The 23,801-nt window shown below is 51.3% G+C and carries 9 protein-coding genes and 1 tRNA gene; 3 read left to right on the forward strand and 7 right to left on the reverse strand.

Going from position 1 to position 23,801, the window contains the following annotated elements; genetic code table 11:
- Positions 1–30: 30 nt before the first annotated feature.
- Positions 31–669 (forward strand): lactate utilization protein, encoded by a 639-nt coding sequence (locus LDN30_RS12265; protein ID WP_223929665.1) that lies wholly within the window; start codon positions 31–33, stop codon positions 667–669.
- A gap of 62 nt (positions 670–731) precedes the next feature.
- On the opposite strand, the gene LDN30_RS12270 is transcribed toward LDN30_RS12265, so the two are convergent.
- The 5 genes from LDN30_RS12270 to LDN30_RS12290 form a co-directional block, all read right to left on the reverse strand.
- Entirely contained in the window at positions 732–1,760 is a 1,029-nt protein-coding gene (locus LDN30_RS12270; protein ID WP_223929667.1) for a Rid family hydrolase, read from the reverse strand.
- A 23-nt stretch (positions 1,761–1,783) separates the two neighbouring features.
- Complete coding sequence (locus LDN30_RS12275; RefSeq protein ID WP_223928316.1) at positions 1,784–4,051, reverse strand: cytochrome c biogenesis protein CcsA; 2,268 nt, start codon at positions 4,049–4,051, stop codon at positions 1,784–1,786.
- Between the two features lie 142 nt (positions 4,052–4,193).
- Entirely contained in the window at positions 4,194–5,900 is a 1,707-nt protein-coding gene (locus LDN30_RS12280; protein ID WP_373316556.1) for a di-heme oxidoredictase family protein, read from the reverse strand.
- Positions 5,901–5,954: 54 nt separating this feature from the next.
- Positions 5,955–7,199: an imelysin family protein gene (locus LDN30_RS12285; protein ID WP_223927613.1), complete on the reverse strand. Its 1,245-nt coding sequence runs from the start codon at positions 7,197–7,199 to the stop codon at positions 5,955–5,957.
- Between the two features lie 35 nt (positions 7,200–7,234).
- A complete protein-coding gene (locus tag LDN30_RS12290; RefSeq protein ID WP_223927611.1) occupies positions 7,235–8,566 on the reverse strand; it encodes a TonB-dependent receptor in 1,332 nt (443 codons plus the stop codon).
- Between the two features lie 792 nt (positions 8,567–9,358).
- On the opposite strand from LDN30_RS12290, the gene LDN30_RS12295 reads away from it, so the two are divergent.
- Together LDN30_RS12295 and LDN30_RS12300 are read left to right on the forward strand one after the other, a co-directional pair.
- The gene (locus LDN30_RS12295; protein WP_223927609.1) at positions 9,359–9,565 is read left to right on the forward strand and encodes a hypothetical protein; all 207 of its coding nucleotides are present in this window, start codon (positions 9,359–9,361) and stop codon (positions 9,563–9,565) included.
- A gap of 870 nt (positions 9,566–10,435) precedes the next feature.
- A tRNA-Arg gene (locus LDN30_RS12300) sits at positions 10,436–10,510 on the forward strand.
- A gap of 139 nt (positions 10,511–10,649) precedes the next feature.
- Here LDN30_RS12300 and LDN30_RS12305 read toward each other — a convergent pair.
- Both LDN30_RS12305 and LDN30_RS12310 read right to left on the reverse strand, forming a co-directional pair.
- Positions 10,650–11,201 (reverse strand): glutathione peroxidase, encoded by a 552-nt coding sequence (locus tag LDN30_RS12305; protein ID WP_223928315.1) that lies wholly within the window; start codon positions 11,199–11,201, stop codon positions 10,650–10,652.
- 422 nt (positions 11,202–11,623) lie between these two features.
- The gene (locus LDN30_RS12310) at positions 11,624–23,785 is read right to left on the reverse strand and encodes a right-handed parallel beta-helix repeat-containing protein (RefSeq protein WP_223929668.1); all 12,162 of its coding nucleotides are present in this window, start codon (positions 23,783–23,785) and stop codon (positions 11,624–11,626) included.
- Positions 23,786–23,801: the final 16 nt, after the last annotated feature.

Genomic DNA, 23,801 nt, shown 5'->3' on the forward strand with positions numbered 1-23,801 from the left:
TCGTTAAAAGAAAAAACAGAGAAGAAAGTCATGAGTACGGCAAAGGAATCAAGGAACGAGAAACTTGCGGCAACACTCATCCGCAACCTGAGACAAAGACATTATAAGGCTTGCTACTGCCGGGACACGAAGGAACTACTTGACACAGTAGCAACGATAATACCAGAAGGTAGTACCATCACATGGGGAGGTTCGGATTCTATCCGAACCTCAGGAGTGACGACAATGCTCAAGAATGGCAACTACAAGGTTTATGACCGCGACGATGCGAAAACGGAAGAGGAGAAGATTGCCATCTACAGAAAAGCATTTGAGTGTGACTACTACCTTGCCAGCGTGAATGCCATAAGTGAAGAGGGGGTCATCGTGAATGTCGACGGCAACGGAAATCGCGTGGCGGCAATCACGTGGGGACCAAAACACGTAGTCCTGGTTGTCGGACTGAACAAGGTGTGCAGGGACGTGGAGTCAGCAATAAAACGGGCACGATGCATGGCAGCACCGACAAACATGGCACGCTTCAACCTCAATACACCTTGTACGAGGGACGGTGTCTGCCATGACTGCAAGTCCACCGACAGTATCTGCAATTATGTCTCCATACAACGTATGAGTCATCCTGCCGAACGGCATATAATAATACTCGTCGGTGAAGAGCTCGGCTACTAAACGCATTAAAACTCGCAGATGAACAGCGTGGACTGCAATCGAATACAAGGAATTTCGGAATGCTATTGTTCCGTGTTTTTCTCGGCAATGCACTCCATTTCTACCAACCATTGCGAACGGCACACTTTAGCGTGTAGCAGTACGTAGGGAATGCCGGGATAGTGGCTGTCGAGATAGCGTCCCACTGTCGCGCGGTCGGCGAAGTCGCGCAGGTAAACGATGAAGTAGCGGATATCGCTCATCAGTGCTCCACCATCGGCAAGCAACGCACGGATGTTGTCTAACAGTCGCACGGTCTGCCGCTCCACATCGCCGAGGTATAGCACCTGCCCCAGCTTGTCAATGCTGGCAGTACCCGATATGTAGTATTTCTTACTGTCGGGCAGAGTCAGACGCGTGCCGCGCTCAAAGGCTACACCGTACTCACGGGTGGGATTGAGATGGTCGAGAGCCTGGAGATACTTCAGCTGGTCGGACTTCACGCCTGGCAGCGAGAGAAAGTCGATGGCTACGGTGGCATGACGCGTATTGGAATAACCGCCGATGCCCGTACTGGCAACATAATGGGTGTCGGCAGTGAGACCATAGCGGCGGAATACATCGTTGCGCGCACGCACTACACCATTGTAGTTCACGTCGATGTCGGCAACGTAAATCCACGTGCGTACAAGGTTGTCACGAATGGTCATCGCACTGTCTTGCAGACTGTTGATGTATTGCTCGAAGAGAGTGAGCGTCTGCAGATAACTGCTCTGACCCTTAGCTTCATCATCGCTGAGGCGCAGACTTTGAAACAGAAATCCGTGGTCGGCAGACCCTGCTTCAACAAGCAGTGCAATCTTACTGCCATCGGCAGGTGCCTGTCCTATAATGGTGCAAGGGTGCTGGGCGAGACAGTCGCGATAGAGAGAGGAGGTCTTCAGCGTGTCGTACTGGTTGAGGATATCGCTGAGAAAGACTTTGCAATAGCGAAGTTCGCCGACGGTCAGCTGGTTGTCGTGCAGCCAACAGTCGAGTTGTTGCTTTATGTCGGCTGTCTGTTGTTCAAAACGGCCTTGTTGTTTTACCTTAAAGATTTTGTATTGATTCATAATTCTAAGATTTTCTTATTGCTTTATGCATAGCTGTGCATGCCGCTGAGCAGATAGTTCACACCGAAATATGTCATCAGAATGCTCAGGAAGCACAGCACCATATATATATGGTAGGCACGCGGTCGGGACAGCCACGGCAGACTCTGTGTGTGCAGGGCGATGGCGTAGAGCATGAAGGTGATGAGAGCCCACGTCTCTTTCGGATCCCAGCTCCAGTAGCTGCCCCAGCTGACATTAGCCCAGATGGCTCCGAGGAAGATGCCGATGCCTAAGGTGACGATGGCTGGATAGAGGAACACGCGGCTGACCACCTGCAAAGTCCCGGCCATGCGGGGATGTACCAGTGCCGCAAGTCCGCAGAAGAAGGTGATGGCGAGAAAAGCATAGCTCATCATCATGAAACTCACGTGGATGCTAAGAAGCGGGGAGTTGAGAACGGGCATCAGAGGTCCGATGGCAGGATCCATGAGACTAATATTGCTCACGAGAAGAAAGAAGCCTGAGATGAGGAAGCCGAAGGCGCACATGAGTTGGATGAGATTACTGGCATTGGCGTGGCGGGCAGAATGCACGGATGCAAAGACGAGCACAAAGAGCTGGGCCATCCAGGCCACGGCGAGCGTCGTCTCGTAGCCATTGCCCAAGGGAATGGTGCCGGATATGATCCAACGGAGAGCAAGGACAAAGGTCAAGAGCAGTAAAGAGAGCGACAGCAGGATATGAAGAGGGCGAGTAGCCTTTGCGAATCGCAGCGTCATACATACCAGGGTCACCAGTCCCAGTATGAGGTTGAAAATAAAGAGAATAGTGGTATAAGGCAGATAGTTGTATATCTTCTCTGCTGTGAGTTTTCCCTTTGACGGCAGACTGTTGCCACCGTTGTGCTGCTGATACTCAGCAATGGTGTCGAGAATGCTGTTGGCTGTTTCGAAGTCGCCGCGACGAGCCGCCACAAAGAGCGAAGCAAAGGACCTTCCGATGTAATCGGCATCCTCCTTGGGCATCTCTTTGGGGAACCGTTCAAAAGGTGAGAACCACAGTGTGCGCTGATGAGGGAATGTGTAGGGATAGAGCGTGAAGGGCGTGCCCTGGCGCAGAGTCATCATCATCTGCAGCTTTCCGTCTATGTCGGCGCAGGCCTTATGAAAGGCATCTTTGTTAGTACCTTGGGCATAGTCGTAGGCAGGCTGCCCCAAAATGTATTCGCCGTCGCGGAAGAAAGCGTTCACACTGGCATACTTTCCTATCCCTAACTGCTGACGCATCTCACTGCTTTTGATTCGAATGAACGGCTCGCCCGACCAATCCTCGGGGAAGAGGGTCCAGCCAAGGAGTACCTGCTCGGCGGTATAGTCCCCATAACTACGACTGCCGTAAATCTTCTGCACGAAGTCGAGGGCATAGGTCTCTACTGGACAGATGCGGTCGTTATACTCCATGAGCAACTTACCAAAGCGGTCGGCAGTCTCACGCGGCACAGTGGTCTGGGCACGAGAAGAAGAGGGAATAAGTATGAGCAGAAACAGTATTATCCTGACGAGAACCGTTTTGCGACTTCTCTTCGATGCGCCCTTTTCCAATTTATTATCTGCATCATCAAGATGCGACAACTGTCGCAGACAGTGGCGGAAGGTGCCTTTGGAATCAATGAGCAGACAAAACAAGGAGAAGAACAGCAGGGCATAGCCCGTATAGGTCACGGGGATACCCCATCGGTCGCTGCTGACGCTGAGAATAGAGCCGAGGTTGTCGGAGTCGTAACTGGCTTGGTAGAAGCGGACACCACAGTAGACGAATATTTTGTTCATTGACACTTGGGCTTTGATGACGGCATTGCCATCGATGATGGAGAAACGGGTGATGTAGTCAGAGGCGGCTGTGGTGCCGGGGTTATTGACGACATCGAAGCGGTCGAGTCGAACGACGAAAGGTAGCGATTCGTTCTTGGATTCGGTCATAGACACCATCTCACTGTAGCTGTTCACGGATTCACCCTGCCGTAGGTGAATGGTGCCACTGAACGAGGTTAGATGGGTGAGAAGGGCTCCTGATAATATAACAAGGAGTGAGAGATGGAGCAGTACGGTGTTCCATTTCCTCATGTGCCGCCTGACAATATAGATGATGCCCATTGCGGCCAGCGAAGCCCACAGAAGAGTGAACCACCATGCGCCATAGATATGCTCACTGACAAACGGTGTACTGGTACAATGCTCTACAATGGTGGCAACCGCCATCACACCGATAAGAAAAACGTAAATAAAAAAAAGGGCTTTCTTGAAAAACATCATGTTCTATTGAGAAAAGTTAAAACGAAGATAATTATATTGGGATTGTGATGCGCATCATGTATTGTAAAAAGAGAAGTCATGCAGCATGGCTCAGGATCTCACGACTCTGGGTCATGACCGCATGACAATAAACATGATGTTATATGGCTCGCAAGAATTTCACGACACAGTCGCGGTCCTTCTTACTGAGTTGATAGAACTTCGAGGCAGCGTAGTAAGCCTGACTGTTCTTACTGTAGGCATGCCACATGATAGCCTCAACCTCGTTGCGTGCCCGACAGTCGTGCAATCGGTCTTCAGCGCCGGTGTTGGCCAGCGACAGCCCGCGTCCCCATAATGGTGTGGTGCGGCACCAGCTGCCGTGGATATCATTCTTCATGCACAGTTTATGCTGCACGAAGTCGGAGTAAGGATATATCTTCTGATGAGGATATTTTGGCAGCGGCTTCAGATTGATATTGTTCGGACTCCAGTAGTTGTCGTCACCTGTAGTCCACTGAGGACGGTGACAGTGAGCACAGCCCATGCTGACGAAGAGTTCCTTGCCACGCTGCACGTCGGCATCGTTGAGGTCACGTGCACGCGGAATAGAGAGTCCGCGGTGCCACACCATGAAGTTATAGAACTGGTCGTCGCTCATCTCAGCCTGAGACTTATGCCAGGGATTGTCAAACTGGTTGGTGCCCGGACGCAGAAGGTTGTAGACCATATTCTGCACGCTGTCGCGAGAACCGTCACCATAGTAAGGCGATGTCGGGTCGGACATAATCGCCTTCAGCACGTTCTCGTTCTCCGACATAGCCTTTGCCCATGCATTGGTGGTGTAGAGATAAGGACGGTCGGAGCGCGTTACATTGGTGATATTCCATACGGCATTGGCACCTGGGCCATCCTGCAGTGATGCACGGGTGAGGGCATAGGTGAAACGCTTGAGCATCTTCTCGACAGGCTGGCCTTCAGAGTCGGTGCCGGGCACAGTGAACTTATACCAGGCAGTAGATGCCATGTCGTTGGCACCCTTGTCCCAAAAGTTAGGGTTCAGCTCCACACCGGCAGCAGCTTCTTTCTTATATTGTGCAATGATAGAATCTTGCGGGATGGCATCGATGAGGCCGGTACCAATGACACCGATAGTCGACTCCAGTCTGACGGCATAGTTGGTAGGCTTCGGGTCGGTATTGAAGGCACTCTCCGGGATTGTCACCTCAGGATAGATAAGATCGTAGGTCTCGCCGTCAGGGAACTTCATAGGCAGTCCCGACTCCATGGCCGTGACGTGCTTCCACTCTATCTTTATCTGACTTCCGTCGACAGGTGGCAGGAAGGGAGAACTGGCAAGTGTCTGCGGCATGCCCGTGACCTCAGAGATATAGGCTCCATCGTTGCTGCCATCAGATAAAGGATGGTAGATAGCCAACAAATAGCCGTTGCCATAGGTCGAGGGATAAGAGGTCTGTCGCTTGCCGTGACCGTAGCCAGGGTGACAGTCGATGCACGACGAGCGCAGATAGGCAGGTCCAAGACCTTTGAAAGGAGCAGTATTGTCAGTGAAGTTGCGCTCAAAGACAGCCTCACCGAGTTTGAATGCGAGCTCCAGCTTCTCATTGTTCACTACGACAGGTGTCTCGTCTTCATAGCAACCAGCAGTAACATTGTCGGTGGTTCCGAGTTTACCGCCCGGGTACCACTCATCGGCTGAGAAGTTGCCCACGGCCTTTCCAACAAATTCAGCGTCTTCCACATTGGTCTGACTGCTGACATCAAGGTCATCATCCTTACAGGAAGACAGTCCCAGGGTCATCAGTCCTGCAAGGAAAAAGAGAAATTTATTCGTACTTTTGTTCATTGTCATGAGATTAATTCTTTCCTCTCGCTTTTTGGAGAGGAAAGAGAATACACTTTATTGTTTCGACATCCATTCACCGGCCTTGGTGAGGTCGGCATCGAGAGCCTGTATAGCTTTCTGTGCTACGCCCACCTTGGGGTCGTGGATATTGTTGACGAATCCGCCTTTCAGCGTCTTGCAATCGTCTAAAGCTGCAATAGAGGCCTGCAGGTCGCTTTCGAGTTGTGCAAGTCCCTCATAGTTGTGGTTCTTCATAAACTGGATGAGCGACTTGCTGGTGTCGCGGCTGTTATCATCGGCACGTCCGCCGTAGAGGCTGTTCTCTATAGAGCGGATATTGTCCTGGAAGTCATAGAACGAGCGCTCACTGTAAGGCGACTCGATATAGTTTTCATCCTCACCTGAATATGGATTACCGATTTTCGTATTGGCTACCTCGTCGCAAATATTCTCACAACCAGCGATGAGGATAGCGTTCATGGCTGCCTGCCATGTGCGGTAGGTACTGCCGGCGTTGCCTGCTGCCAGGAAATTCTGACCATACGAATATTCACCGCCGTTGACGGTTGTAGCATATTCGAGTTCCTCCATACGGGCCTTGTGTCCCTGGGGAGCATTCTCGTTCCAGGCCACTTCCATCTGCCAGCATTTGTCGCGAAGGTCAAGAGCTACGACCTTGGCGAAGACAAGTTCCTCCTCACCGGTGACATTGGCATTGATCTTTGTGAATTCATTGTCAGTCTCGTTGGCCTTCAGGGCGTCGAGTGTACGGTTGGCACCATTGCGGAAGAGCACGAATTCGATGCCATGAAAACCTAACTGGGTCTCACCGAGCACAGTGACGTCGTTATCCTCTTCCATCTGCTTCACCTGTTCCTTGTTCTTCAGTGTCGTGGCGAGTTTGCTCACGTTGAGCGGCCAAGTGTCGATATGCGGATCGATACCAAAATCTGTAGCTGCACCGAAGAGGAAGGCCTCGCTACTCTCGTAGTACGAACGGGCTTTCTTGAAGGTCTCACAAGTCTGGTCGATATCGCTCTGCGTGAGTGTACCGGCGCGGAACTTATTCAGGTCGTTGTCGAGTTGGGTATAAAGGTTAGCCGTCTCCTCGGCGAGATACTTGTAGGTGCTGTTCACAGTGTTGGCGACATACTGCTCGCCAATGGCTTTCATCTCTTTCTGCGTGTTGGTGAGTCCGGCGGTTACGCCATCGTTGTTGTCGTCACTGCACGAGGACAGTCCAGACGTGATAAGGAGAGCTGCCGAAAAGAGCAGCGCATACTTAGTAAATTTACTCATTGTTGTGTATTTGTTAGTTACGTAAATATAATTCTTTAAAGGAAGAAAGCCTCGTAGGCGATACCTATGTTCAGGCTCGGCTCGTTGTTGTACTGACTTTTAAGAAAGCGGTAAGAATAGTCGGCCTTAACGGCAATCTGCTTGATGGGGTAATAGTTGAATCCAAAGGTCACTGCCTGCTTCTTCGTATAGTCATAGGTCGGTTCACCCTTGGCCGGGATGTACGAGTTGTAGTAGTCGTAACGGCCGAAAAGATAGAACTTCTGCTGGTCGGCATGCAACTTCTGAATCTGTGAGAAAATGTCATAGCCGACTTCCACACCTATGGCTACGGCATTCTTTCCGACATAGCTCTTGTCATAGGGGGCATTGTTCGAAGTGCGGTTGATCTTCACAGTGCTCAATGTCCTGGCATCGCTTAGATAACCGTAATCAGCCTGACCGCGTACAATCCAGTTATATTTATTAAAGGTAAAATCGAATGAGCCGATATATACACTGCCCTTGATGTTATCGTAGGTCTTCGTGCCAATCTTCTCGCCCTGGGTGTTATAGTTGTCGCCCTCCATGTCGTGTGGGAAGGTATTGTGCATCGAGCGTCCGTAGTATCCACTCAGTCCCAAACGCAAACCGTCTGTAACGTAGTAGTCGAGGCGTGTGGCAAAGCCATATTTGTTGGCAACCTTATATTCAAAGGGACTTCCGGCCCCCGCATTTATCCATCCGTCACGGCTAAACTTAAATCCGTCGAGTCCGGCTAACATCTGTAATTCGTAGCGGAACTTTCCAGAGTGTCCCCAGAAGCTTATACCAGTATCATGCCATGTAGAAGGCAGAATGGTGTATTCGCCTTGAGGACGATAGACGGTGAAGAAATTGAGTGGCTCGTGGTGGGCGTTGAGAAGGCCCACAGGCACAACGATATGACCGGCGCGGATGTTAGCCCATCGTGCAAAGCTCTTTTGCAACCAGAACTGTTCTAATTCTACCTCACCGCCCTTTTCTGTCTCGGTCTCCCATTCTCCGCTCTCTTCATATTCCTGCTCTACCGACGAACCGGTGCCGGTATGCTCAAACTCTATCTCAGAGCCCATCGTCCATCCCTTGCCGAAGTCATAACCTAAATAGATGACTGCGTGGGGAATGTCGAAGCGACCATGACTCGGGTCTTTCTTGTACTGACTTGCACGCGAATAACGGTAGACGTTGTCGCTGTAAAAATTGCGGCTGTAAGCAGCCTCACCATATCCGCCTATGCTCAGGCGGTGACCGCCGGCGTGAGACATCACCGAGTCAGCGGCATTGATTTGAGCCTGGACAGGCATGGCAGCAAAAGCCAATGCCAAAGAAAACAGGCTTGTAGACATCTTTTTTTTCATCATCTTATTATATTTATCTTTGTTGATAATTGGTTATTTGACACTAATTTGTACTTGGAACGATGTTCTTTGCTTTCCGGGTGCAAAGTTAAAAAACATGTAAAATATTGGCAATACCTAAAAATTATGAAATAAAAACATAACTTTAATATACTTATTATTGGGGATACACATAGTGCCGCACTGTTAAAACACTTTGGCTATCAGTGGATTATCAAAGTGATTACAGCACTCGGCCAGTAGGGGTGGGGTTATCCCCGCCCTCGCTGCTGCGGGGCATTTGCTTTTTCCTGACTTCGTCACTTTTTTATTGAGACCAAATACTTTCCTTGATAATCATACATTGATCGCATTTACCCACTGCAGGGATAAATCAATAGTAGAGAGTTTTCGCTATCATACTTGCAGACAGTAAAATCCAATGCTACAACAAAGCAATACTGAAATATCTTTACACCATTCCCAAACATACCATTTCGGCTTCCCAAACGGTCCGTTTCAGCGTGCGAAATGGACCGTTTTGCGTCCTAAAACGGACCGTTTTAGAACGCGAAATGGCATGTATTATTAACCCATTGAAAATCAATGTTGTACAGAGGCGGCGCAATAGACGGAATAATATGAATTATCTTAACAACTTGTTATCGGCGAACTCTCTCCATGACCCTACTAAATGAAAAGAACTATAGCATCTACACCATGGCATGCAATGATCATCTGTCAGAGGCAACCAATGCAGCAATTATGCCATGTCAGTCAGAATTTAAATGAAGGAGCCGTATGAACAAGCAGATAGTAGCCATCAGCACAGCCAGTCTGAGCAACGGAGAAAAGATTGCAGTAAGAAAATGCAGCGGGCCGGAAGATGATTTACTACAGATATACGACACGCCGAAGGTCGGCCATATTCCGATAAAGGCAAGAAAATTTGTGTGGACCCAAAATACGGATATCAGGAAAAACGAATCCTGGAAATCAGAGGGTTAGCTGAAATATAGCTGCAATGTGGGATAAAATATGTAGCGTGGGTAAATGGAAATAATTACTGGCATGGGTGTTAGGGTGGGGATAATCGGCGCATTGGATATTTCCCGTGGCGATATGTTCATAATTGGTTAGAGAGGTCCATAACTCAAGGAAAATAGTCATAGGCAGGCTTAAGCTCCCTATAGAGTACCCCCTGACGGGGTTAAAGCCAGCCTATGACGAAAATTGCCTTGGCATAAAATTGTGCATAAGCGCATAAAATATTATGCCGCACAACAGAACACAAGCAGCATAGCAGACTTTCAAGACGCTATGGACTATCTTTCGGCCGCAGGATTTTATGCCCAAGGGGCAATTTTACGCGTTAGCGATTTTCGTCATGGGCAGGCTTGACACCAAAGGTGTGGGGCTAAAGCTATGGGGTAGGCGGCGAACTTGCTCGCAAGACTACCCCATAGCTTTAGACCCATTGCTCCTTGGGGAGCATAAGCATGACCATGATTTTCTTTGCTCTTTTCCGTTTGAAAATGCCAAAGCGATAGGAAGTCTGATGAAGGCTTCCTTTTTTCGTTTATACTCTGCTTATATTCGTATAGTTGGCACTAATTCTAAGCCGCCGCCATCGTGTCATGTATTTGTCACGATCGTGCCTTGTATGTGGGGTCATGCTCTACATCTGTGAAACGGGTGACGAAAAGCAGTCTATGAGAAATCCATAGGAAAAGACGATCATTTGGTCTTTATCGGAGCAAATGGCAGTCGCCAAAAGATAAAAAATCATAAATAATACCCAAAAATTTGGATTTGGCTGAAAATTTTTATATCTTTGCAGTCCGAAAATCACGGGCACGTATTTGCACAACGATTTTTGGTTCCGTAGCTCAGTTGGATTAGAGCAACGGCCTTCTAAGCCGTGGGTCAAGGGTTCGAACCCCTTCGGAATCACCGAAGAAGCACTACGCACGAGCGCAGTGCTTCTATCATATAAGTCCTATATCTTGCAGTTTAGCCGCACGGAGCGACCGAGCCATTATTCAAACAAACCCTGTGTTTTGCAAGTCAGCCGCTCGGAGCGGCTGAGTCTTTATTCAGCGAGGGCAGCCTCGACCTGTTTCTTCACTTCCTTCATATCGACGGTAGGCTCGAAACGGGCGATGACCTCACCATTGCGGTTGATGAGGAACTTTGTGAAATTCCACTGAATATCGTCTTTCTTGCGCGGCTCAGGATTGGCCTCGTTGTAGAGTTTCTCCATGACGGCGGCGAGTTTAGCGTCGTAACCACCGAGACATGGCTTCTGACTCTTCAGCCAAGTGTAGAGAGGGAGCTCGTTGGCACCGTTGACATCACTCTTCTTGAACTGTGGGAAGTCAGCGCCAAACTTTAGGGTGCAGAACTCCTTGATCTCGGTGTCGGTACCGGGAGCCTGATGACCGAACTGGTTGCATGGAACATCGAGAATCTCCAGACCCTTGTCCTTGAGACTGTGATACATAGCTTCGAGATCCTCATACTGAGGTGTGAAACCGCAACCTGTAGCGGTGTTGACGATGAGCAGTACCTTGCCCTTATACTGTGAAAGACTTAACTCGTTGCCACTCTTGTCATTGAGACTGAAATCATAAACTGTCTTCATATCTTTTGTATTGTTTTGCGCCATGCCTACGAATGTCAGCATCAGCAGCACGGCTATTGTTAATGTTCTCTTCATATTGACATTCGTTATTTGTAAACATTACAAAGATATACTATTTATCTCGGACGACAAGCGATAGCGTCTCATATTTATAATGTCTTAACCTTTGGCACATCCAAGGACGAGTACATTTTAAATACGTTAACGCTACAGGCACGAGCAGCATTGAGTAAGGAGCTATCCGCCGCCAAGTGGTGTCAGCGGTTTTCAAGGTTTTCTTGCCGTGATGCAAGCCTGAGCGACGAAAGCTCTTTCTTCCCGGGGCCGCTTGCCGAAGCTTGCTTCGGGGCAAAGCGACACCAGGAAGAGACATAGGGCGCAGCCCCTGCATCACGGCAAAGGTGTTACTTATTTTTGTCAGGCTACCTACCAAGTCGGAGGGAAACTTTCTTGCTGCTGCCGTTGACGCGGACGATGTAGACACCCTGGTCGAGGGCACGCGACGTATAGGTTGCGCCTGAGGCACTACCCCGCTCCACCATTGCTCCGCCGACGGAATAGATGGTCACGGCATCGCCGTCGCTGATACCTCTGACGACAAGATGTCCGTCATCAGCACTGACCGTCCACGAAGAGCCGCTGTCGCTACTGCTGTCGGATGAGCCGTAGGGCCGCACACCACCGATGGTGAGTGTGAGACGGTTGTCGTTATATCCCGGTGCCACATTCAGCGAATAGGATGCTTGTGTCAGGTCGGTGACCTCACCGGTAGCCTTGTCCTTCAGCCATACACTCTTTCCGTCGAAGGCAGCGACATCGGGGAGAGCCACCGTCAGCCGACCGCCCACAGAGCGGTAGCCCATGGCCATCTCAACACCGACGGGAGCCTTTCCGGCCAACGACAGTGCCACGCCATTGCCGTCGAGGAGGTAGACCTGCGGCACACTGTCGTTGAAGCTCTGCCACTTCACACCATCGGAACCGATATTGAAGGCGAGACCCTTAGCCTCATCGTCGACATCAACCTCCACGTTATCCGTCCGCCCGTCCTCATCGGAGAGAGCTACAAACGGTTTGGCTGGTGCCACAAAATTGTCTGATGCCACCGGAATGGCAAAGGTCACTGTCTCCTTATCCCCGATGATTGCCGTCTGGGTGAAGAAGGCCGAACCAAAGTCGAGCGTAGAGCCGTCGGTCCAACTCTGTTGCGTATTGAAATTATTGCCGTCAGCAGAGACAGTATACAGTACGTGTGGCACGTTCATATCGCATGTACCATTAGTGACCCGATACGTCTTATACCCACTGACCAGCCACGGCATGCCTTTGAGGTTCCAGCCCATATTCTCGAGTTTCGTGAAGTGGGCCGAACCGTCGGTGGTCTTGGTAGTATTATACTGTGTCAGCGTCACCGTCTTGGCGTTTTGGTCCTCAGAGTAGACATATTCGCCGTTCTGACTGCCGAAGCCTGTAAAGCGCACGGTAGTCTCAGCGGCGAGTGGCTGGTCGAAGTGCAGCAGCCAGCCCTCGCAGGCCTTCATAGCCTTCGACGGCAGTTCCTCCCAACACTCCGAGTTGGCATCGTGGAAACTGTAGTCCCATGCCGAGCGTTTCTCGCCGTTGTAGGTCTTGCCAAGAGGAATGTCGTATTTCGTCTCCGTGAGTGATCCGTCTGCATTGGGTGTCGTCGTCAGCGCATTGGAGTAGTCGTAGGGGAACGGCATCGACATCAGCGTGTACTGCATATCCTTGGGGAACGAGCGCTCGGCGGCGACATAGGACGCATGGATCACGTTGCCGTTGCCATAGAGCGAGGCTCCCGGCTTCAGCAGCAAGTAGCCCGGCATGAAGGCGTTCTCACTCGTGAAGATCTGGGTGCCGCCCTTCGTACTGCCCAACGACAGCGACGCATCCTTGCCAATGTACACCACACTGCCCTCGTGCGGATAGCGGTTGCCGTCGGCCGTGGCATAGCGTGAGTCGCCGTCGGCGATGCTCCACGTCTCGAAACAGCCCATATCGACAGTGCCACCGAGAGTGCGCGGGTTGCCGAGGATGTCGCGGTCATTCGCCAAGTCGACGAAAGATGCCAACTCCGTCGACAGCGTGAACTCCTTCGTTCCCGCATTGATGGCCTTACTGTTCTCATGCAACTGATAGTAATACGGCACGTGACTCGTGAGATAATCCGGCAGCGTGTAGACATTGTCTGCCCGCAGATAGGGCGCGAAGGGATTACCCGTAGCGGCGTAACAAGAGGTATAGCTGCCACTGCCATTCTCGTCAGCGGCCTTGTCAGCACTGTTATAGTCGAGGCAGTTAATGACCTTTCCGGCGTTGCTGACCGTTCTCTGCCCAGCAGCATCAGCCACCACGGTGCAGTTAAGCATCGTACCATTACTGCCCACACTAACGATGGGCTGGCCGCCAGCCACCTTGTTGCCATAGACGAGAGCATTATACAGCAGGCCGTGCTCAAGGTTCACAACGGGATGTCCCTTACCTTGGTCGTCGGCATTCACCGTGTTGCCGTCGATCATCATATTGCGGAGAACGAGATTACTGATATCGTCGGTGATGTCAATGGCCGGTGCCGTGAGCTCTTTGTCGCTGCGCACCTCCACACCGTCGACGAGGGCACCGAAACCATAGCCCGTCTTCATGGTGATGGTGCTGATGCCCGCGACGCGTGTGCGGTTCGTCGTCTTTGCCGCCAAACCCGGACGGCCGGCCTTCACCTTATCTATATATTCTGTGATTGCTTTATTCTCAAATGAACGCGCGCCATTATTGTACTGCACTTCACCGGTGTTCGAGTCCTTTACAGCGTCCGGCTCAGCGGTATAGCCCGGGGCGATACTGCCATAGACGCTCACGCCGTTGCGCAGGGTGATAGCCTCCGGCGTGGTATTACCCTCGGAGCCCTTGATAAAGACATACGACTTGGCAACTGTCGGATCATCAGCGTTCCTATTAAAATAGGTATACACCGCCGCGGCATCGATGGCACGCTGCACCATACCACTGCCGTAGGCATTCTCCCACGACAGACCCGACATCGTGCCCGCCACCTTGCTCGGGTTGACGAAGAGCACACGCTGCATGGCCGACGAGCACTCGTAGGCACCGCGCTCCATGCTGCCGTCGTAGAGACGCACCTTGTTGGCGAGGTCCTTGGTGTAGACAGTATCAGCGAGAAGCTCCTTGATTTTATCATCAGTAAGCGTAATCTCGTTGCCGTCCTTATCTTTTATGGTCTTGCCATCAACCCATCCGAGCACATTGCGTGCATAGAGCAGATAGTTGGCGCGGGTCAGCGTGCGCACACCCGGATTGATATGGTAGTCACGCTTGCTGATGTCGCTGCCGTCGCCATTGACGAAGTTCGGACCCTCCATGGCATTGTAGTTGCGGTCGTCGAGGCCCACGTTATGATAGTTGTTCTCTTCTTCCGTGTTCTCAATGCCCGTTATGGCGTTATACTGCATGGAGTCGCCAATAGCGATACCCTCGTACTGCGTCGTCATGCTGTTGTTCTGGTCATCCTTCCAGATGAGGGAGTTGTAGAGGCTCGACGTGCCCGTGGCAGCGTCGCTAAGCTTGATATGTCCGCCGTTCATGGCGAAGGTGCAGTTGACGATGCTCACCTGGTCGGTGCACTCGAGCGGATTGCCCGACCCGGAGTGGAAGACACTATTATATATAAGTGTGCGTCCGCCACCCTGCTCTATGCGTACCGCCGGAACAGATGTAGCAGTGTTCTCGCCGTTCTGCTGGAAGATACAGTTCTTGATGGTCAGTTTCGGCACACCGATAGCGTCCAGATGTGTTTCCGTCTTCTTCTTGGTATTCTCATCCGACTTGAACTGTTCCTTATAATATATGGCCGCACCGCCGATGGCAGTGCCCTTCGACTCTGTATGGGCATTGGAAGCATAATTGTTTATGAATGTCAGACCATCGAAGGTTATCGGCATCACCTGTCCTGTTGTTGTCGACGACTTATTGATGCCGCCTGTTGTCACATCAATAGTCTCGCCTATTGTTCCGCCGCTACCTCTGTTGCCTTGCGTTTTCCACTGTTCGGCATCGGAGATAAGGAAAAGATGAGCCATATTGTCGGGTGTCGACGTCGACTTCTTCGCCATCTCCAAGACGGTAGGATACTGTTCTATGTCGCGTGCCCCTTCGATGTCCTTACTGTATCCGCCCTCTATGGTCAGGCTCTCTGCCATATAATCATGACCGGAGATAATCTTCTTCTTCAGCGCTACCATACCGTTATTCTCGCCGGTATGTATCTGGAAGCCGTTGTTGTTCTCGTCGAGGGTATATGTCGGCGAGTAGGTACCGCCCATAATCTTGACCACCTTCGGGCGGTCGTTACGGCTGAGGAGCAGTGTCTCGATGGCTCGCTGAAGGTCGCTCGTCGGAGTGTCCCACGAGCGTCCGTCGGCGGCACCGGTAGTCTCCTCATTCGACACCCACATCACGTCGATGCTGTCGCCGTCGGCCACGGTGAGCTGCGAGTGCTGATACTCGTACACGCCGATGTCGATATAATCCTTAGTAACGTTGCCGAGCGGGTCGGCAGAGATACGGTTCATATTCTCCGTGCTCTCCTCGTTCTTGTCGTTGGCATAGCTCATATACTTTTCGTCGCCTAAGGGCAGGAGGGTGAGCTTGAAACCATTCTTATAGAACTTCGACAACAGGGGATAGATACCATGCGCCTTGAATTCGCCCGAAGCATCATCCTTCTCGAATTTTCCAGCCGTAGTCTGTTCTATCTCACCCCATCCAGCATCGACGAGTTGGTTGACGCGCGACAGCAGCCAGTCGGCGCTCGACATATATCCGTCGATGCCGGCCTTTGTCGACGGTTGGATGAAGTTCGGTCCGTCGACGGCATCGTTATTACCGTTAATGATGACGTTGTTATTCTTGTTACCAAGGAAAGCATAAAGATTCGTCAGATCGCCATACGTAACGTCCTTCGCTCTAAGGTCCTCACTTGAGGTCTTCACCGTCTGACCATGCCCATCCTCATAAGCGCAGAAGAACAGAGCCTCATCATTGTCGCTACCGAAGTTGGCAAGTCGTTTATCGCCGTCCGTATCGACCTCATTACCCCAGAAGATGCTGTTCACGGCGATGTGTATGTGGTTCGACTTTGAGTTTGGCAGCGTGTTATAGATAGACGGATAGCTGTGAGCCTTGTTGCGCACTGAGTTGCAGTTGACAAGCGCTATCGACGAGTTGTCGCCGGCCCAGAGCACACCACCATAGCCCAACGTCTCGTTGTTTGTCTTGCCATTACTGTCGGTATAGGTTTTGTTCAATGTGCCCGTACCCTTGATGGCCTCGTTGTTGGCGAAGATACTGTTGACGATGGTCACCTCATCGTTAGTGGCTATAGCTCCGCCACCCGACCACGTAACAAAGTCGCGGTCGTAGTCATCGGCTGTAACGTCATCCGGGCTCTTCGTATAGTTCTGCACAAAGGAACATCCCACGACATCGAGCTGTCCGTTGGTGAAGATGGCTCCGCCAAGGCGTGCCCTGTTGTTCTGGAACAGCGTGTTGGCCACCACCATAGGTATGCTTCGCTTCGGTGCTCCCACGCCGTCCTCGTATTTATCATCAGAAACCTCCGTACCGTCGACCATGATTCCACCACCGCGGAAATACCAGAGCTTATTCTGTACCGAAGTCTCATAGCCCATTGCCGAACCGTCGCGGATAACGAGTCCGTCGAGGAGGATAGTCCGGTTCAGGCGTGATGTCGTCGTTTCCTTAGCAGCGTCTGTCGTTACCGTGGTCAGATTGTTATCGCTGAAATATTCCGGGAGCTTACCCACCGACTTCTCGTCGGCGTTACAGTTGATGACATGGTAGACATTCTTCACCTGCAGGTCGCTGCCCACAGAGAGCCCGGAGAGTATGGTCTGGTTCTCCATCTCCCACGGCTCGACGACAGAGTTCTTGTTAATATCGTAGCGCACACGCTCAGCACGGATGTCGTCGGTACTCTTGCCATAGAGTGTTACACCGTTGACAGTCACCGTTCCTGACGTAGCCTGACAATACATGTGGTCGCCCTTGCTGACGTCGATACCGCCGATGACGGCCACGCCCTCCGGGATATTAAAGGTATTGGTACGCACGGCACCCTGCTCACCATACATATTAGTATAAGGATAATACGTGCCTCCGGCGACGAAGACCTCAAAGCGGTGGTTGCGCGGTTTGTCCTTTTCCGGGGTCGTGTCGCCAGACGACTCTTCGCGCTGCCGCACGTGCATGATATAGTCGAAGGCATCGCCGAGGCGTTGGAACGGGTTGGCAAACGATGATCCCACCTGCTTGTAAATCTCATCATCGCTGTCGAGGAGCTTGTTTGCCTTGTCGTTCGACACACTCGACGGATGTACAACAAAGAGGCGGTAGAATACCTTTGCCACCGCAACATCATAGCTGGCGTTGATGGCACGGGCACCGATATCAGTAGAGACGTTATCCTTCACGACGAGACTTGTACCGTCATAAGCTGTTTCATCGTTGGCAGTCTGCGACATACGTTTCACGCCCGCGATATCCACTGAGTCGATACCTGGGAAGAACCGTATCATACTGCGCATCGTCTGATAAGGCAGTGCCGCACGAGCTAAAACCGACGACTTCTGCATAGCATAGTACTGGTACACTCTCTCTTCAGTCTTCAGCTTATCGTCGGCTTGCCAGCGCAAGCCCTGATCCGACATACCGCTGACGCTGATGTTGTTCACTCCGGCCTCACGGACATTGGTAACGGCGGTGTAGTTGACCGGGAAGTTCCACACGTCCTGCACGGCATCGACATTGACGACACCGGCGATATCGCTCTGGTCACTGCTCTTGTTCATCCACACCACGTTACCAATGGAGCGCAGATTGGTGTTGAAGAAGATGCCGCCCCCGTTCTTCGTTGAGGTCTCATTACCATTATATACGATGGTGTTATAAGCGAGAATGGACCATGTTGAGAGTCCGGACGTATCCGGTTCCTCAATGGCTATGCCGGCACCATAGGCCGCATTATTGTCCTGGATGATACATCCCGAGACAATTCCCGACGACTGCACATAGAGTCCGCCGCCGTATCCAGAGGCACTGTTGTTCTGTATCACGCAGTTGGAAATATCGGCAAAGTCCGTCACCACTGCAGCACCGCCGCGCTGGTTCTCCTCCAACACGCCGTCGGCCTCGCCTCCCTCAATGAAACAGCCGTTGAGCAGAGAACGCGAGAAGAGGTTATCGCCAGGTGTCTGCTCCCACGTCGCCTTATAGGTAGTAATAACGTCGCTGAGCTTCTCGTATATCGGCAGACCGTCGTCGCCGGTCTTTCCCGTGGCTATACGGTTGCCGTTCTCATCGAAGACATAATCGGTGAACGTCACCACATGGTAAGCTGTAGAGGTACCTTCATCGTAGTTGAAGCCACCTTTCAGCAGTGTCTTTTTGTTCAGCGGGTCGCGCTCTTTGAATTCGTCGTTCCAACCACCCTGCACCTCCACGCCGTGAGGAATCTGTATGCTGTACTGTCGCGGGTTCACGTCGAGGTTGGTGTTGTAGTCGGTGGTCCGCGACGGCTCATAACCGCCACCCGGGACGGCGGCGAGCTTCACTATGACATGCGCCTTAGGGTTAGCATACTTATATCGTCCGGCAGCATCGAGCACCTGCTGCAGCTTTCCGTTACAAGCAGCGTTAGCGGCGTTGCTGGCATTGGCCACACCGCCACCGTTTTGCGAAACATAATAGGTAGCAACATTAAAATCCTTTTCCGTTCCCGTCAAATCATCCACAGTACTGTACACCCGATGCTTCTCCGTACCCGTCTCCGGCTTAATCTCATTGGAGCCGTTATACTCGTAAGCGCCCTTGTCGATACGGCAGTCCTGGATGCGGTCGGCACCGGCGATGTCCTCAGTCACATTCAGCGTCTGCGTAAGCTCCGTGCCATATACCTCCGAGCCCATATTGATGCAGAACTTGGCAAGGTCAGAAGCCGGGTTGATGCTGTAGGGGTTGTCGGTGAAGAAATACCGCTTGCCATCATAAGAAGAGACAGACGTTCCATCTTTCAACTTATATTTGCTTTCGCTGAAAAGATCTTTTGAAGCACACTGATCAATATATCTTGTTGGGTATGGATCCTTATTATATGCGCTACCACTCCCAGGAATGACATCATTATTATCGAAGATATTAAAATTATATAGATATTGCTGGTACTTATAAACTGTAGGATTCGTACTGACGACAGTCTTGTCGAGCGTATGGGTTCCCTTTACTACGCCTTCATTCGCAAATTTTGGACAAGGAATAGAATGATAACAGTCATAAAGTATTCCAGGCAGCCCAATTTTATCAGTCCAATAATGACGGCAAACCGTATTATAGTTCTCACCGGTGTTGCCATATCCTGTGTTTCCCCAGAAAATGCAGTTATAGAATCTTGCCATTCCCTTAGCTGTTTCATCTGTGGTATAATCATTAAAATCCCAGATACTCGGAGAAATGGCACCACTGGACTTTGTCCATCCTATATTGTATGCAAAGGTACAATTATAGAGTTTATTGTATTTTGTATTATCTGCCTTGATTGCCAAAGCCAACCCCAATATGTTACTTGAATTATTTCTGTTTGCATAATCAGAGGCATTCTCTACTATCATCGTATTAATGACAGTGCCTCCGTACATATAGATACCGGCACTTGATCCTTTTGGGTTGGCATAAATAATGTTGTTTCGAACAATACAATCAATTACTTTACCACCACTTAAATAGATGCCTGCTCCTCCATGCTCAAAAACAGATGTAGTGAGATAATTGTTACGGACTAAGCAGTTCTTCAGTGTAATGCCAGTTCCTCCAAGATAAGCACCTACACCGCCAGCATTCGTGGTTGTATTATTAGCTGTAAATTTTCCATTTTGCATCGTCAGGCCTTCCCACATGGTGGCCGTAGTGATGCCTGATCCATACACCACCCGCTTGTTCCCACTACCGTCCAGTATCGTCTGATAGGTGGCATCAAGGTTGGAGATATCTCGTTCACCCTCACGCTTTCCCGGATTACCGTAAGCCTTGAAGCCGCCATAGACGTTGACACCTGCCACCATATTGACAGTTTGTCCTTCCTTGTAGGTACCTGCCGCAATCCAGATATTCTTTACTCCATTGTTTTTTGCCTGCTGCAAGGCATAGGTCAGCGTCTTGAACGCCTTCGACCATGATAAGCCATTATTACTGTTGCTACCGTTTGTCCGCACATAGTATGTCGAGCCGTTCTCTGGCTGGCGCGTGTTCTCGATGGCACCGATGTCCGGTGCACCACCATAGGCACGGTAATGCAGGGCAAAGTCAGTCTCCTTCGACGGGTCCTCGCTGGTCGCCACCGTTGCGGCGTTGACCATCGGGTTCATATCCATCGGGGTATAATCGACGAGACCGCCGTAGAGCGTCGGGTCGTCGGCGTTCTGCTGCACGAAGATCGTACGCACGGGGTTGGCAAAGCGCGGATAGGTATGGTCGTCGGTGCGTGAGTTGCCAAAGGTAGGCACATAGTCGCTGGTACTAACAGTGCCCATACCCTTATCAGAATAGAGCAGGTCCACCTGATTACCCCTTCCAGCGACAGCGACGCCACTGCTGCCACTATAGTACAGCGACGCGAGGTTCGAGCCGTCGGCCTTCAGTTCCGAACGGTCACCAAGCGAGTCAGTGGCATTGGCGTAGATGGCCGAGTTTGTCACCGTGATGGTCGGCGTAACATTACCATTATGCTTTACTGCCGCGAACACATTACCTACATTATTCACCACGGTGCAGTGGTTCAGCGTTATCGAGGCGTTGCTAACGGCCTGGATGATACCCGCCGAGGCGCGCCATTGGTTCACCGTGTTCTTGTCCTGCTTGTTGCGTACGGCATTGTTATGGATAACACAGTTCTCCATTGTCAACGCAGCTTTCTGCAACTGAGTTGGGTTGTCCGACATGTAGTTGTCACCACTGACGAAGACAGCGGCACCACCCATCGGTGCCCAGCAGTTGGAGATGACACAGTTGCGCACGATATTCCCCGTCATATCCTGCGTTCGCTCAGCACGTGAGCGTGCACCGATAAAGATACCTGAGCCATAGCCATAGGCCTGACGGTAGGTATAGGAGTCCTCGGCATCGTTACCATTGTAGGTAGGGTCGTCCGGTTTCTCGGCGTTACCATAGGAGATATAGAATCCGTCAAGGACCGCATCGTGGACGTTCGGGAAGATGACACAGTGGACACTGTTGTACTTATAGTCGTCAACGATGTTACCCGTGATACGCGTAACATTCTCCTTCGGGTTGCGGGCGACAATTTTCTCACCAGTTCCTTCCACGGTATAATCGGTAACTTGCGTGCCGGTCAGCTTCGAGGAGTATCCGCCATACATCAGCATATTGCTGAGCAGATGGAGAGCCGCACTCTGCAGGTCGGCCTCACCGGACTGAAGGTCATAGAGGTACGAGCTCGGTCCGGCTGCGGTTACGAGTCCCTGCTTGACGAGGATCTGCGTCTTACCGGTCCAGCTTTTATTGCTACTTAAATATTTCTCCATGTCATAGACGGCCTCACTGACATTATCCAACGGTGTGTCCCAACTGTTACCGGTCTTTCCTTCAAGACTATTGATGACACGGTTCGGGTCGACGAAGAGTGTTGGGATATTTGTTGACGGATCAGAACCGTCGACAGCCGGCAGCATGGCAATCTCGTAATCCTCCTCATCAGCCGCGACGGCACCGAGAGCCGACACGGGGTTGAAGACAGCCCCGAAGATGTCGCGGGCGGAATGGCTCTTGGTAATCATATTACCGAAGGCCGTCAGCTGCGACACCTGTACACCCTTCATCTCCAGATAGCTCTTTGAGTTGAGTTTCCATTGCGTAGGACTGTACAGAAGAGCATCGTTGACACCGGCCGTTTTCGACGGTACCTCGAAGATAGGATAGTTACCGGCCTTGCTCGCAGTGAAATTGCTTTTATCGAGTTGGAAGACATTACTGCGCAAGGAGTTTCCCCAGTCGGTGATATCGTAATTGCTGAAGGCCATATAGCTCAGTCGCGGCCGCTGTGCCGTGGCCAGTTTGAAGATGTTCGAGGCATTGTTGTATCCGAACTGTATATCGTTGTTGGCGGCACAGGTGTTACCCCACACCACGCTGTTGAACGCCGAACCGGCACCGTAGACATAGAGTCCGCCGGTACGGCCGTAGCGGATGTTGTTGATGGTAATATCGGTACCCGTACACTCGTTATTGGTGATGGTACAGTGGTTCAGTACACCACCTTTATATAATGCCACGCCACCGCCTTCGGTATTGGCGTTGTTATTGTTAATGATACATGTCGAGGCATAGGGGTCGAAGCCATCCTTGGTGTATTTGCTTGTGGAATAAGGATGCTCCTCCGGTGTATAGACAATCATCAGTCCACCACCGACACGCGCCATGTTATTCGTGATAACGCTCTTGCGCAAGGCTCCGTTATTCTCCATGCACACACCACCGCCGTATCCGTCGGTGACACCGATGCCAAGGGTCTGACACTGATAGATATAGCAATGCTTGACCGTTCCGCCACGGTCCATATATATGCCGCCGCCACGCCGTGATGCCGAGCAACGGCGTACGACGCAATTACTTAGCGTGGCATGCTGCACCATATACGCGCCACCGCCAAAGGCCGTCAGGTCGCGTTCAGTCGTTGTACGTCCTGAGGCGTTGCCGTCCTCGATGACGCAGCCGTCGACGCTGGCACCGTATACAAGGGAGTCGGCAAAGAGCGTCTCCTTGCCGGCGTCGTCCTTACAGAAACCGTTGGTAGCGAACCACAGCACATGGTAGGAGTTGCCTGGGAAACGGGTATCATACTGCTTTTTATTGTTGTTCCAGTCGAACTTTCCCATGACCGTAGAGTGGTTGCCCGAAAGGATGGTGGCATACTTGAAGTCATAGGACATGATGGTGTCATTGGCCGCCATGCCGATGGGCCTGTCTGTCTCAGAGCCAGTGGGTTTGTTCTTCGCTTTGGGGTCGTCAGCCTTCCATTGGGGAGCTGAAGATAGTTTACGCTGGTCAGGTGTAGCCTCCGGATTCTTGGGGTTGAACCCGCCATAGAGGTGTATGCCGTCGTAGATTTTGAATGATGTCGACAGGACCGACGATCCGCTGCCGGTGCTCTCCGACGGATAATATTTACCCGCTGCCACATACACGCTGCCGGAGTGGAGGTTGTTGCGCTGCATGTAGTCGTAGAGGTCGTTGATGGCGTCCTGAACGTTATCCTTGGCCTTGTCCCACGATTTGCCGTCGTTGGCATATTTGCCGGTCTGGGCATTGACGTAGCGGATGGTGTCGGTCTGGGCAGAGGCAGAAAACGGCAGGAGAAAGAAGAGGAAGAGCAATATAAAGACCAGACCCTCTCCAAGTCCCTCTAAGAGAGAGACGAAGGGGCTACTAAACTTGGCTCGTTTTGTTTTATCCTCTTTCATTCTATGTATCTTATTG

Origin of the sequence: Prevotella lacticifex, assembly GCF_019973375.1 — a bacterium.
GTDB lineage: Bacteria > Bacteroidota > Bacteroidia > Bacteroidales > Bacteroidaceae > Prevotella > Prevotella lacticifex.

Coding starts and splice junctions, on each gene's coding strand:
- LDN30_RS12265 (WP_223929665.1), top strand. CDS start 31: ATGAGTACGGCAAAGGAATCAAGGAACGAGAAACTTGCGGCAACACTC.
- LDN30_RS12270 (WP_223929667.1), bottom strand. CDS start 1,760: ATGAATCAATACAAAATCTTTAAGGTAAAACAACAAGGCCGTTTTGAA.
- LDN30_RS12275 (WP_223928316.1), bottom strand. CDS start 4,051: ATGTTTTTCAAGAAAGCCCTTTTTTTTATTTACGTTTTTCTTATCGGT.
- LDN30_RS12280 (WP_373316556.1), bottom strand. CDS start 5,900: ATGAACAAAAGTACGAATAAATTTCTCTTTTTCCTTGCAGGACTGATG.
- LDN30_RS12285 (WP_223927613.1), bottom strand. CDS start 7,199: ATGAGTAAATTTACTAAGTATGCGCTGCTCTTTTCGGCAGCTCTCCTT.
- LDN30_RS12290 (WP_223927611.1), bottom strand. CDS start 8,566: ATGTCTACAAGCCTGTTTTCTTTGGCATTGGCTTTTGCTGCCATGCCT.
- LDN30_RS12295 (WP_223927609.1), top strand. CDS start 9,359: ATGAACAAGCAGATAGTAGCCATCAGCACAGCCAGTCTGAGCAACGGA.
- LDN30_RS12305 (WP_223928315.1), bottom strand. CDS start 11,201: ATGAAGACAGTTTATGATTTCAGTCTCAATGACAAGAGTGGCAACGAG.
- LDN30_RS12310 (WP_223929668.1), bottom strand. CDS start 23,785: ATGAAAGAGGATAAAACAAAACGAGCCAAGTTTAGTAGCCCCTTCGTC.